Source organism: Actibacterium atlanticum (genome assembly GCF_000671395.1).
In the GTDB taxonomy this organism is placed as follows: Bacteria; Pseudomonadota; Alphaproteobacteria; order Rhodobacterales; family Rhodobacteraceae; genus Actibacterium_D; species Actibacterium_D atlanticum.
This window is the reverse complement of the sequence record NZ_AQQY01000007.1, coordinates 39,511-51,347: the sequence shown is the minus strand read 5'-3', so window position 1 is coordinate 51,347 and position 11,837 is coordinate 39,511. Positions and strand designations below refer to the sequence as shown.

13 protein-coding genes are annotated in these 11,837 nt (G+C 59.1%); 9 read left to right on the top strand and 4 right to left on the bottom strand.

The window, feature by feature from the left end; genetic code table 11:
* Positions 1-25: 25 nt before the first annotated feature.
* Positions 26-691, bottom strand: a complete 666-nt coding sequence (locus ATO10_RS16010) for a family 16 glycosylhydrolase (protein WP_162174098.1) — start codon at positions 689-691, stop codon at positions 26-28.
* A 155-nt stretch (positions 692-846) separates the two neighbouring features.
* Between ATO10_RS16010 and ATO10_RS11385 the strand changes: the two genes are divergently transcribed.
* The 3 genes from ATO10_RS11385 to ribD all read left to right on the top strand — a co-directional run bounded on the left by ATO10_RS11385 (position 847) and on the right by ribD (position 2,962).
* Complete coding sequence (locus ATO10_RS11385) at positions 847-1,251, top strand: secondary thiamine-phosphate synthase enzyme YjbQ (RefSeq protein ID WP_035251594.1); 405 nt, start codon at positions 847-849, stop codon at positions 1,249-1,251.
* Positions 1,252-1,396: 145 nt separating this feature from the next.
* Positions 1,397-1,864 (top strand): transcriptional regulator NrdR, encoded by a 468-nt coding sequence (gene nrdR, locus ATO10_RS11380; protein WP_035251592.1) that lies wholly within the window; start codon positions 1,397-1,399, stop codon positions 1,862-1,864.
* Between the two features lie 3 nt (positions 1,865-1,867).
* Positions 1,868-2,962: a bifunctional diaminohydroxyphosphoribosylaminopyrimidine deaminase/5-amino-6-(5-phosphoribosylamino)uracil reductase RibD gene (gene ribD / locus ATO10_RS11375; RefSeq protein ID WP_051598106.1), complete on the top strand. Its 1,095-nt coding sequence runs from the start codon at positions 1,868-1,870 to the stop codon at positions 2,960-2,962.
* On the opposite strand, the gene ATO10_RS11370 is transcribed toward ribD, so the two are convergent.
* The 3 genes from ATO10_RS11370 to ATO10_RS11360 all read right to left on the bottom strand — a co-directional run bounded on the left by ATO10_RS11370 (position 2,959) and on the right by ATO10_RS11360 (position 7,497).
* Positions 2,959-4,959 (bottom strand): capsular polysaccharide biosynthesis protein, encoded by a 2,001-nt coding sequence (locus ATO10_RS11370; protein WP_035251591.1) that lies wholly within the window; start codon positions 4,957-4,959, stop codon positions 2,959-2,961. The two genes, ribD and ATO10_RS11370, sit on opposite strands and share 4 nt — an antisense overlap.
* A gap of 6 nt (positions 4,960-4,965) precedes the next feature.
* Complete coding sequence (locus tag ATO10_RS11365; protein ID WP_035251589.1) at positions 4,966-6,099, bottom strand: polysaccharide biosynthesis/export family protein; 1,134 nt, start codon at positions 6,097-6,099, stop codon at positions 4,966-4,968.
* A gap of 96 nt (positions 6,100-6,195) precedes the next feature.
* Entirely contained in the window at positions 6,196-7,497 is a 1,302-nt protein-coding gene (locus ATO10_RS11360) for a capsule biosynthesis protein (RefSeq protein WP_035251854.1), read from the bottom strand.
* A 210-nt stretch (positions 7,498-7,707) separates the two neighbouring features.
* On the opposite strand from ATO10_RS11360, the gene ATO10_RS11355 reads away from it, so the two are divergent.
* The 6 genes from ATO10_RS11355 (at position 7,708) to ATO10_RS11330 (ending at position 11,827) form a co-directional block, all read left to right on the top strand.
* Positions 7,708-8,307 (top strand): riboflavin synthase, encoded by a 600-nt coding sequence (locus ATO10_RS11355; protein WP_035251587.1) that lies wholly within the window; start codon positions 7,708-7,710, stop codon positions 8,305-8,307.
* Between the two features lie 128 nt (positions 8,308-8,435).
* On the top strand, positions 8,436-9,545 hold the full coding sequence (gene ribB, locus ATO10_RS11350) for a 3,4-dihydroxy-2-butanone-4-phosphate synthase (protein ID WP_035251585.1): 1,110 nt from the start codon (positions 8,436-8,438) through the stop codon (positions 9,543-9,545).
* A gap of 3 nt (positions 9,546-9,548) precedes the next feature.
* Positions 9,549-10,088, top strand: coding sequence for a 6,7-dimethyl-8-ribityllumazine synthase (locus ATO10_RS11345; RefSeq protein ID WP_035251583.1), 540 nt, complete (start codon positions 9,549-9,551; stop codon positions 10,086-10,088).
* The gene (gene nusB, locus ATO10_RS11340; protein ID WP_035251580.1) at positions 10,085-10,537 is read left to right on the top strand and encodes a transcription antitermination factor NusB; all 453 of its coding nucleotides are present in this window, start codon (positions 10,085-10,087) and stop codon (positions 10,535-10,537) included. Before ATO10_RS11345 ends, nusB begins: the two co-directional genes overlap by 4 nt.
* Positions 10,538-10,710: 173 nt before the next feature.
* Positions 10,711-11,394, top strand: a complete 684-nt coding sequence (locus ATO10_RS11335; protein WP_035251578.1) for a M90 metallopeptidase family protein — start codon at positions 10,711-10,713, stop codon at positions 11,392-11,394.
* Between the two features lie 55 nt (positions 11,395-11,449).
* Entirely contained in the window at positions 11,450-11,827 is a 378-nt protein-coding gene (locus ATO10_RS11330) for a hypothetical protein (RefSeq protein ID WP_035251576.1), read from the top strand.
* Positions 11,828-11,837 lie beyond the last annotated feature (10 nt).

The window sequence follows — 11,837 nt, the reverse complement described above, 5'->3', positions numbered from 1 at the left end:
CCACCCCGGGCCGGGCGCTGCCCGCTTAGGATGTCCCACCTAAATCCGGAATAAACCGCACCGACAGCACCCGCGCCTGCGCCCATGTGCCCGGCTTTACCTCGCCTGACCAGCCAGCCACCGACGGGTCCGCCGCCCACAGGTTGGCAAACAGCCGGCCCGGTACGGTCGGGATTGCGCCATCGCGGGCGCGGTGTTCAAAGATCAACCGCCCCTCGGCGTACCAGCGCAGCCCTTCGGGGCGCCATTCAAACGCATAGGCGCGTGGGCGCTCCGCCGCGTCAAATCCTAAGTCGATGAACTTATTGGTGATTTCACCATCCACGAACCACGCCACATGCATTTGCGTGGTGTCTTTGCCCAGAAACTCGATGTCGATTTCATCATGCCGCGTGCCGTAGTGCGGCCCGGTATAGGTGAAGAACCCGGTCACCAGACCGTCGCCTTTGGCGGGCTGCATCACCACCTCGTAGCGGCCATAATGGGTCGGCTCTTCGCGCCGGACAGAGCCGCCAACAAAGCGGTTCAACCCGTCATGCGGCGTTAGATGCAGCTCCAGCCCATCGGCCAGCCGCACCTGCGCGCGCCGCCAATCGGTGTCAAAGGCGTGATGATCGAAATCATACTCTGCCACATGCCAGGCACTGCCCAGCCCCTCAAAGTTATCCGCAAATGCCAGCGGGTCAGCCACGGCGGCTGTCCCCATCCAGCACGCGGCCAAAATGCGCCCCCACATCTCGCCCCCGTTAAGATTAACGATGGGTTAACAGTTAACAGATCGTTAACAGATCACGAGATCACAAAGACGTATTGGTTAACGGGGGCAGCTTGCGGTAGGCAGGGACCATGCAAACCGAATTCACCCTCCAAACCGCTGGCCAAGGCCTCTATGAATTCACCCGGGACGTTGCGCGCTGGGTGCAGGGCGACGGGCTGTTGACGCTGTTCGTGCGCCACACCTCGTGCAGCCTGTTGATACAGGAAAATGCCGACCCCGAGGTCCAGACCGACCTGCGCAATTACTTCGCCCGGCTGGTGCCGCCCACGACGGACCCGTCGATGCGCTATCTGACCCATACCTATGAAGGCCCCGATGATATGCCCGCCCATATCAAGGCGGCGATGATGCCGGTCAGCCTGTCGATCCCGGTGCAGGGCGGGCAGATGGTGCTTGGCACATGGCAGGGGATTTACCTGTTTGAACATCGCGATGCGCCGCATCAACGACGGGTCGCGGCGCATCTGGCCTGAGCATCGCGTATGCATAGGATGTGCATCGCTTGTGCATGGGATGTGCATCCGCCATATCTTGCGGTTGATTTCCCCCCTACACAAATCCTAGCGGCTGACCTATAGTACCTGTGGATAACTTGGGACGAACACCGAGGGAGAGGCCATGCGTTGCCCGTTTTGCGGAAATATTGACACTCAGGTGAAAGATTCCCGCCCCGCTGAAGATCACGTTGCCATCCGCCGTCGGCGGTTCTGTCCGTCTTGTGGCGGGCGCTTTACCACCTATGAACGGGTGCAGCTGCGCGACCTTGTGGTGATTAAATCCAATGGTCGACGAGAAGATTTCGATCGTGACAAACTGGAACGCTCGATCCGTATCGCGTTGCAAAAACGCCCGGTAGAGCCGGATCGCATCGACCAGATGATTTCCGGGATTGTGCGTCGTCTGGAAAGTATGGGCGAGACCGATATAGATTCAAAATCCATCGGTGAAATCGTTATGGAAAGCCTCGCGCGGATCGACACTGTGGCATATGTCAGATTTGCGAGTGTTTACAAGAACTTCCAAGAGGCTGGAGATTTCGATAAATTCGTTAGCGAGCTACGCCCGCCTGAACAACCGGAAGAATGATCCATGCAAAATGACCGCCGTTTCATGGCGCTTGCCCTTTCTTTGGGGCGGCGCGGGATGGGGCGGTGCTGGCCAAACCCGGCCGTCGGCTGTGTGATCGTCAAGGACGGGCGCATTGTCGGGCGCGGCTGGACACAGCCCGGGGGTCGCCCTCATGCCGAGGTGGTGGCGCTGGCGCAGGCCGGGGCGGCGGCTCAGGGGGCAACGGCCTATGTCACGTTGGAGCCATGTGCGCATTATGGCAAAACCCCGCCCTGTGCTTCGGCGTTGATTGGTGCCGGGATTGCGCGCGTTGTCAGCGCCTTGCAAGACCCCGATCCGCGGGTTGACGGTGGTGGCCACAAGATGCTGCAAGACGCTGGAATCACAGTTGAAACCGGAGTGATGGCCGATCAGGCAGCGCTGGATCATCAGGGGTTTCTCATGGCCCATACACAGGCGCGCCCCCTGCTGACGCTCAAGCTGGCTGGCTCTTTTGATGGGCGCATCGCGACCGCAAGCGGCGAAAGCCAGTGGATCACCGGACCCGAGGCTCGCCGGCAGGTGCATGCGCAACGCGCAGTGCACGACGCCGTGATGGTGGGCGGGGGAACGGCACGTGCGGATGACCCTTCGTTAACCGTTCGCGGGTTAGGAATGTCCCATCAGCCCGTGCGGGTGGTCTGTGCCCGAAAGCTTGATGTGCCGCTGGATGGCAAGCTGGCGCAAACGGCGCGTGATGTGCCGGTCTGGCTATGTCACGGACCGGATGCGCCGGATCATCTGCGACACAGCTGGCAGGATCTGGGCGCCCAATTGGTCGAGGTGCCGGTCATCTCGGGCGGGCAGCTGTCACCGCTTCCGCTTTTGAAACAACTGGCGGCGTTGGGGCTGACGCGGATTTATTGCGAAGGCGGCGGCGCATTGGCGGCCAGCCTTCTCAGCGCGGATTTGGTCGATCACCTGATTGGTTTCACTGCGGGGCTGACAATCGGGGCCGAAGGCACACCGGGAATTGGCGCGATGGGGATCGGTCGACTGGCAGAGGCGCCTCGATTCAATCTAAAAGAAACGCGCCAGATCGGGGCGGACATCCTGCATCACTGGGTGCGCGCCTAACGCCACAGGTGGGCATAGCTGGCCAGAACCCCCTGCAGTTTTGACAGCATCCGATTGGCCAGCCCCGGATGGGGAATATCCCCGCTTTGCAGGCGCTCAACCGCCACTTCAACAGGGCAGGGGCTGCCGGTGACTGGATCAAAATAGCGTGGATAATCAATAAGAACCGCATGAACCATGCCGTCCAGATCGGGGCGGGCCTGACGGCGTTCGGGCACTTCTCCCAGATCGCGTGTCAGCCCCCAACCGGCATAAAACGGGGCCCCCAACGTGGTGACCCGAATGTCGCGCAGCAGGGCCTCAAACCCAAGGGTAGAGGTCATGGTCCAGACCTCATCCACCACCGACAGCAGGGCCATGACATCGGCCTGTTCTGCAACCAGATCGGCAAAGACTTCGGCCTCGTCTCGTGGCAAAGTTCCCGCGCGCAGGCCCGCTTCTACATCGGGGTGGGGTTTATAGATGATCATCGCCTCGGGGTTTTCCGCGCGGGTGCGTTCCAGCAATTTCAAGTTGGTGTTCACCGCGCCTGTGCCAGTACGGATAGACGCGTCATCCTCAACCTGGCCGGGCACTAAAATGCGATGACCCTCGGGCAGATCGGGCAGGGCGCCGGGCAGGTTGTACTTGGAAACCCCGGATTTGATCAGCCGTTTGCGCAGGGCCCGGGCGCGGACGCGGGCGTCTTCGGGCAGGTCTGCACGGGCGGCGATCAGCTGCTCTAGGCGGCTTTCACGCGTAGGATCGTAATAGATCCCAAGGTCATCCGTGACCAAAGACAGCGGTGGAACCAGCTCGGCCCCCAGCCCGCGAGAGCGCAAGAAACCATCTTCAATCCGCGTGACATCATGGCCCTCGGCCTTACCGGACCAGCACATCACCCGGGCGTCTTGCGCTGGTGTCTCCTCAAACCGGATTGCACCGTAGCCGCCATAGAATTTCTGCAAATGCCTGCGCTTCCACAGGCGCATGCCCTGTGCGACCCAGCCTTTGTGATCCTCGCGCCAAGCGCGGGTTTCTGCCTCAAGCGTATCAATTGCCTGTTCCAGCTCGCACAGCTGATCGCGGTAGGGGTCATACCATGTGGGGGCCAACATCATCGCCCCTGCAAAAAGCTGCGCGCGGGTTAGTTTGCGTTCGCGCCGGGCAACAGGGTGTTCATCTTGGGTCAGACCCCACCCCCCATAGAAGGGTTGGCCGAAGATCCGGGGTTTGTGACCTGCAAGGATCGCTTCGAACCCAAGCTGTGAGGAAAATGCATAGACCGCCACAGCCCCTTCGAACAATTTCCAGGGGCTGACGGCCGCATCAAACAGGGTTGTGCGCGCATCTTCGTTCTCGGCGTCGAAATACCCCGGTCTGTGTCCAAAGGACGATTCAGGATGGGTCTTGATCAGGATACGGGCGCCGGGATGTTCGATTTGTGCAAAGGCCAACATCTCTCGAAAGCGCGCTTTCGTGCCCCCCGACGCGGTGACAGAGGCATCGTTTTCGGTTTGGTCCACCACCACAACATATCCCGGCTCTGGTAGGGGGGCATTCGGGTCAAAGGCGTTGTACTTTGACATATCCAGCCGTTTCAGGCGGGCAATGGCGTTGCGCGCGCGGCTCATCAGGGCGCTGTCATCAAGCGGGTGGCTGGCCAGAAGGTGTTCCAGATCGCTGGGGCGGGACGGGTCAAAATGCACGCCGCGCTGATCCAGCATCAAGCCAACCGGGGGCTGCCCTTGGCGCCCGGGAAGGACTGAGCGCAAGAACGCGTCCTCGACCCGCAGAACGGGCGCCTCGGTGCGCTCAGCGACGGCCTGCCCGCGCCATGCGGTGGGCGAATTGCCCCAGACCCCAATCATATCCCCCGCTCCGGGCTTACCTAGCTTGATGTCATAGCCTGACAGCTGAAGGATACGCCGGACGCGCGATTGGGTCAGGAAACCGCCATTGTAAACGAAAAGCCGCCGGGCGTTTTGGGCTCCGGCGGCTTGGTAATGGTCTTGCATCGGGCTTTAGTTGCCGCCGATACCGGCCAGCGAGTTCGCCGCACCGGCAGTTCCGGTCAGGATGCTAAGCGTTTTGGTCCACTGCACATACGGGGCTTCTGTGACATACAGCGTGTCATCGTCGCGGATGACAAAGTCGCGGGCCTCAAACATGCCGGTGGGTTGGGTCAAATCCAGAACATAGGCGAAACGCTGATCACCGGTCAGGTCATTGCGGCCCAAAACGGAATTGGCGATCTCGGCGGGCTCGTTGCGGAAGACGAAGACGCCGGTTGGGTCAGCCAGGTTGGTGCTCAGCCCGCCGACCTGCGCGATCGCTTCGATGGCCGAGATGGTTTGGGTGTTAAAAGGCACGCGGTTCTGACTGCCGGTCGCGCCCAGAACGGTGAAGGCGCGGCTGTCTTCTTCGACAAGAATACGGTCACCACCACGCAGGGCGATATCCATGCTGGGGTGTTCATAGATATCCTGGAACCACACAACTTCTGATGTTTTTCCGCGGGTTACGGTGATTTGCGCAACCTCTGTCGGGATCACAACGCCACCTGCACGTGCCAGCATAGATGTCAGTGTCCGGGTCGGGCGTTCAATGGGGTAAACGCCTTGTGCGCCCACACCGCCTGCTACCGAAACAGTCGAGCCATCCCCGGCCAGACGGCGTACAACCACCTGCGGATCAGGCGTTTGGGCGTCCAGCTTTTCGGTAATGATCTGGCGCAGACGTTCGGGCGTATTGCCCGAGGCCCGAATACGGCCAGCGTAGGGAATGAAGATATAGCCAGCGCCGTCGACCTGAACTTCGTCCAGAACCGAGGCATTCACCCCGTTCGCGGCCAGCAGGCCATCGTCAACGTTTTCATAGACCGTCAGGCCCAGCGTATCGCCCGGGCGGATAGTATCCGACCCGACGATCCCGGCGTTTTGAAATTTGCTGCTGAAGCCAAGGGCCGGAACAACGGCGGTGGCGCGGGTGACGCGGCTGTCAACCGTGACGATGAATGCATCGCCCTGGTTTTGCACCGACCCCTCAAAAATCTCGCGCTTGTTGGGGCCAGATCGGGGCAGGCCGCATGACGCAGCTGTGGCCACCAAAGCCACAAGGGCCAACAGCTTGGCCCCGCGGGATGACATGATTTTCACGGCTCGGGTTCCTCGTTTAACTAAAACTGCCTCAAGTTTTTTTTGTAACCCTACAGAATCCCGCGACAAAAAGCCAGTGCGGGTTTCCGGTTGAGCCTATTGAACCACGTGCAACTGTTGCCGAGGTGCCGCGTTTCCAAGCGCCAGCGCGTCATAGGGGTCTTCGGGGGCCAGCATCAGGTCAACCACCTGACGCAGCAGGTGGCGCCGCCCGCGCGCCGAATAGAACCCGCCCGAAAGCTGCGAGGTTTCCAAAAGATACCGCCGGTAATCGCGATAGGCGCGCCCGTCGGGGCGGCCGGGATGGGCGAAAAACTTGGCCAGCGGCTGATCCGATACGAATTCAGGCTTCGAATAGACGGCTTCACCAAAAACCTTCAAGGGGATGCCCCGCCAGAGCACCTGTTGCGCCGCGGTCGAATTCACCGTTACCGCCGTGCGCGCCAAATTCAACAGCGCCGCCAGCTTGCCGCCACGCACATAATGTACGCGCTTTTCGACGCCATAGAGTCGGGCAAGGCGTTTGATTTCTTTGCGCACGGGCACCCGACCGTCTTCCAGCGGATGGGCTTTGAATACCAGATGGTGGTGGGACGGGGCGCCCTCGGCAAAGCCCTTGACGCAGAGATCAAGGAACTCGGTCATGGAGTTGAACGGGCTGTGCGCCTGAAAGCTGGCGTCATGTTCAAGCTGCAAAAGCACCAGATGATAGGGAAAGCCGCCGTGTTTGATCCGCTGGGTCGAGATAAACCGCTGCGCGGCCTGCCATGGCATCAACAGCAATCGTTTCAGGTACAGCTCGAACTCTTTTTGGACAGGGATCGACCGATGCGGGCGGAAATTGGCATAGCCGCCGTTCCGGAACATCACAAAGTAATGGTAGAGAGCGCCATAGAACACGTGATGCCGCATATCGCCCCAATGGGCGGGCGCGTCAGGCTGATCCAGATCGACCGCATCCAGCGCTTTGCGCATATCGGACACGTCCAGATCCATCAACTTGGAGTGCCCGTTCGAGCCTCCGCGCTCATAGGTCACCCAGTAGGGGCGCAGGTAGCCTTCTTCGAACACGTGCACCTGAATGCCCCGAGACCTTGCAATTTCAATGGCTTGGGCATGGATCGGGCGCACATCGCCATAAAGCACAATGTCTGTGATATCGCGGGCGTTCAAAAGGCCGCGCAACGTGTCGGGCCAATCTTCGGGCGTGCCGCCGAACGGGATGTAAGAGGCGCTGTCAAACCAGAATGCCTCGTCCCCGCGGTTAAAGCCGACACGCCACACCTTTGCCCCGGCTGCGCGCAACATCTTGGCGAGCCGGTTGAAGAACGGGCCGTGGGGCCCTTGCAAAAACAGGAAATTGCGGTCCTGTTCCAGAGTGGCAGTATCGCGAAACATACGTTTAACTTTCAGTGCCCCTGCGGGGGTCTGGTGAAACTGGCCGATTTCGGGGCCTGTCGCAACCACCACAAGGAGAGATCCGTTTACGTTAGTTTTATTCACGTAAAAACGGCGGTATTGAGGCGAAACCCGTGCATCCACCTGACTTGAACGCAGCGCAACAGAAGGTTAGGTGGAAGGGGAAAAATCTGATCAGGGGCGCCCGCCATGTTTACAGGCATCATCACCGATATCGGCACGATCCGCGACTTGCAGCAGAAAGGCGATCTGACCGCCCGGATCGGCACGTCCTATCCGGCCGAAGGCATCGCGCTGGGGGCCTCGATTGCCTGCAACGGCGTCTGCCTGACCGTCACGGCGATGGGCACGGATGATCAGGGCGACTGGTTTGACGTGGATATTTCCGCCGAGACGGTTTCGAAAACCAATATTGCGGCCTGGCAAATGGGTCAGCGCATCAATCTGGAACGCGCCCTTAAGATCGGCGACGAATTGGGCGGGCATATCGTTTCGGGCCATGTGGATGGCGTGGCCGAAGTGGTGGGTCTGACCGACGAGGGCGACAGCACCCGCGTGACCTTTCGCGCGCCCAAGGAACTGGCCAAGTACATCGCCCCTAAAGGATCTGTCGCGCTGAACGGCACCTCGCTGACCGTGAACGAGGTCGATGGCTGCGATTTCGGCGTCAATTTGATCCCGCATACCAAAGAGGTGACCAACTGGGGCGACATCGCCGTGGGGCAGGGCATCAATCTGGAAATCGACACCGTCGCCCGCTATGTCGCCCGCCTACGCGAGTGGGATTAACCCGCCAAACCACCCCGCCGTGCTTTGGTACGCAAGCTCTGTGAATTGATGCACGCAGGTTTGGTTGCGCTTGCTCTGGCCAATGTTTTCTGGTTCAGGTAACCCTCCGCGGCAGGAAGGACACCGCAATGACCGATTCAACCGACGACGTTCTGGCGGGCGCGATCTCGCCCATCGAAGAGATCATTGAAGAAGCCCGCAAGGGCCGGATGTATATCCTTGTCGACGAAGAAGACCGCGAGAACGAGGGTGACCTTGTGATCCCGGCGGAATTTGCGACGGCCGACGCCATCAACTTCATGGCCACCCATGGGCGTGGCCTGATCTGCCTGCCGATGTCCGCCGAAAGGGTGGATCGTCTGGGCTTGCCGATGATGGCGGTCAACAACTCATCGCGCCACGAAACGCCGTTCACCGTATCGATTGAGGCACGCGAAGGGGTCGAAACCGGTATTTCCGCCGCCGACCGTGCCCATACCGTGTCGGTTGCGATCGACGAGCAAAACACCATGGCCTCGCTGGCGACACCCGGCCACATCTTTCCGCTACGCGCCCGCGAAGGGGGCGTGCTGGTGCGCGCCGGTCATACCGAGGCTGCCGTGGACATCTCGCGCCTTGCGGGGCTGAAACCTGCCGGTGTGATCTGCGAGATCATGAACGAAGACGGCTCGATGGCGCGTCTGTCCGACCTGATCCCCTATGCCAAAAAGCACGGGCTCAAGATCGGCACGATCATGGACCTGATCGCCTATCGCAGCCGCCACGACCATCTGGTGTCGGAAACTCACAGTCGCACCGTGCAATCCGAATTCGGCGGCGAATGGACGATGCGCATCTTCACCGAAAAGACCGAAGGCACCGAACATGTCGTGCTGACCAAAGGCGACATTTCGACACCCGAGCCGGTTTTGATCCGCACCCATGCGCTGAACGTGCTGGAAGACTCGCTGGGGATCAGCACCGATCACGCCCCGCACACCCTGACCAAAGCGATGCAGATCATCGCCGAAGAAGGCCGGGGCGCCGTGTGCTTGTTCCGCGAACCGCACCCCAAGCTGTTCCGCCCCGAGGAAGACGGCCCGCGCACCGTTAAGAACACCGGTCTTGGCTCGCAGATTCTGGCGGCCATGGGGCTTCATGATCTGATCTTGCTGACGGATTCCCCGCAGACCAAATATCTGGGTCTGGATGCCTATGGCCTGACCATCACCGGCACCCGCCCCATCACCACGGAGTAAATCATGGCCGGATCTGAAAGCCATTACATTCTGGACCTGCCCAAGTTCGATAAGCCCGTGAAGGTGCTGATCGTGGTCTCGCCCTATTACAAGGACATCGCCGATAACATGGTCGCCGGTGCCGTGGCCGAGCTGGAAAAAGCCGGTGCTGCGCATGAGATCATTGAAGTCCCCGGCGCGTTGGAAGTGCCCACCGCGATTTCGATGGCGCACCGGATGTCCAACTATGACGGCTATGTCGCGCTGGGCTGCGTGATCCGGGGTGAAACCACCCATTATGATACGGTCTGCAACGACAGCTCGCGCGGGATGACCCTGTTGGGGCTGCAAGGCGCCTGCATTGGCAATGGTATCCTGACCGTAGAAAACCGCAAACAGGCCGAAGTGCGCGCTGATCCGGCAGATCAAAACAAAGGTGGAGGCGCGGCTGCTGCGGCGTTGCATCTGATCGCACTGGGCCGTCGCTGGGGTAATGAAACCCGCGGCGTAGGCTTTAAACCGATGGGCGAATTTCAGATCGCCGAAGGAACAACCAAGGCATGAACAAACGTCAGATGAAATCCGCCGCGCGGCTCTATGCGGTGCAGGCACTGTTTCAGATGGAACACTCCGGTCAAACACTGGATTCGGTGTGCGTTGAATTTGAAGACCACCGTTTTGGCGCCACCTATGAAGGTGACGAGATGGCCGAGGGGGATGTCAAAACCTTCCGCGCGCTGGTGCAGGATGCCGTCAGCCATCAGGCCAAGATCGACCAGATGACCGACCGCGCGTTGGTGGCCAAATGGCCAATCGACCGGATTGACCCGACCCTGCGCGCCCTGTTCCGCGCTGCAGGTGCCGAAATGACCGAAAGCAACACGCCCCCCAAAGTGGTGATTTCGGAGTTTGTCGATGTGGCCAAAGCCTTCTTCCCCGAAGGCCGCGAACCGAAATTCGTCAACGCCGTGCTGGACCACATGGCACGCGAGGCCAAACCCGAGGCGTTCTAAGGCCTGACCTTGCCTTAGCTACCCGACCAAGTTGCATCAAAGTTACGCCAACCCTTCGTTTGTTTAGCGGATGGGTCAAGTTTAGTTGAATCCTTTAGGTGCGGCTGTTAGCTGTTTTTACAACCCGACGGTGAGTTGGATTCGACCACAGGGATGTCTAGTAAGGTCTCGTTTTGAAAAATCTTTTCCTATCCATTGTCTGCACGATTGCAGTTACGGTTTCTTCTGCATATGTCGCTTTCGCGGCAGCACCGACCAGCAGTTATACAAAGCTGAACATCAATGGTTGGACTGTTTATGTGTCGCCGGCGTACAAGCAAAAAACGCGCGCGCGCAATATCATCATCAATAAAATCAAAAAACAAACCGCGGCGATGGTTGCGGATTTACCCGACAAACAGCTTGCCGGGCTGCGCAAAGGGCACATTTGGGTTGAGCCGGGGCGGCACTATCGGGTGCTGGGCCGGTATTTCAACACCAAGTCCATGATTTATCAGGAAAACTTGAATCCAGCCAAGCTGTACCATGTTGAAATCTTTGAAACTTTCGCAGATCGCAAATACCCAACGCTGATGCTGCACGAACTTGCCCACGTCTACCACGACCGCAAACTTCGTTTTCAAAGCGCGAAAATCAAAAGGTTGTTCAACGCATTTGAGACCCAGTTTCCATCGGCAAAAGACAAGTGCGGGCGTCCCGTGAAGGCCTACGCGCTAGAGAACGAGAATGAGTTCTTTGCGACCTTCACCGAGTCCTATTTCAACGACACCTGTGGCTACCCGTATAATCAGGCCAACATTCGCAAAAATCACCCGGATATGTATGCCTTTTTGGCAAAGGTCTGGGGAGTAGAGTAACCCTGTTCACGCCCGAAAATTCCAATCGGCGCATTGATAAACAAAGGAAGATCAAATGATTAAGACAGCCCTGACTGCCGCAGCATTCAGCCTGCTTGCTTCTGCCGCTTCGGCAGAGTTGCTGACTTGCAAAACGACACAGGTATCCAAAAGCGGCTTTGTGAATCTGGCAGCCGCGCAGTCTTGGTTTCCTGAGGAATTTAAAATCCGAATTTCGGGTGAAGAGGCTGTGTCTGATTTCTATGGTCAGGGGACCGCGAAAAACAAATCAGGTCGCACCTATATAACCTTCGTTCTTGCCAGCTCGAAAAACACGAAGACGAAGGTTAAGCTTACATTCATCCCCAAGACGGCGAAGTTCGTGGGGCGTCTGAACTCGCCGGGGAACTATGCACAAACGCCGGGCGCTTCGGGAAGCTGCACTGTTTCTTAATACGGTTGTC

What these genes read in the sequence shown, in the direction of transcription:
- ATO10_RS11385 (WP_035251594.1), top strand. Translation starts at nt 847, where the DNA reads ATGCAAACCGAATTCACCCTCCAAACCGCTGGCCAAGGCCTCTATGAA.
- nrdR (WP_035251592.1), top strand. Translation starts at nt 1,397, where the DNA reads ATGCGTTGCCCGTTTTGCGGAAATATTGACACTCAGGTGAAAGATTCC.
- ribD (WP_051598106.1), top strand. Translation starts at nt 1,868, where the DNA reads ATGCAAAATGACCGCCGTTTCATGGCGCTTGCCCTTTCTTTGGGGCGG.
- ATO10_RS11370 (WP_035251591.1), bottom strand. Translation starts at nt 4,959, where the DNA reads ATGCAAGACCATTACCAAGCCGCCGGAGCCCAAAACGCCCGGCGGCTT.
- ATO10_RS11360 (WP_035251854.1), bottom strand. Translation starts at nt 7,497, where the DNA reads ATGTTTCGCGATACTGCCACTCTGGAACAGGACCGCAATTTCCTGTTT.
- ATO10_RS11355 (WP_035251587.1), top strand. Translation starts at nt 7,708, where the DNA reads ATGTTTACAGGCATCATCACCGATATCGGCACGATCCGCGACTTGCAG.
- ribB (WP_035251585.1), top strand. Translation starts at nt 8,436, where the DNA reads ATGACCGATTCAACCGACGACGTTCTGGCGGGCGCGATCTCGCCCATC.
- ATO10_RS11345 (WP_035251583.1), top strand. Translation starts at nt 9,549, where the DNA reads ATGGCCGGATCTGAAAGCCATTACATTCTGGACCTGCCCAAGTTCGAT.
- nusB (WP_035251580.1), top strand. Translation starts at nt 10,085, where the DNA reads ATGAACAAACGTCAGATGAAATCCGCCGCGCGGCTCTATGCGGTGCAG.
- ATO10_RS11330 (WP_035251576.1), top strand. Translation starts at nt 11,450, where the DNA reads ATGATTAAGACAGCCCTGACTGCCGCAGCATTCAGCCTGCTTGCTTCT.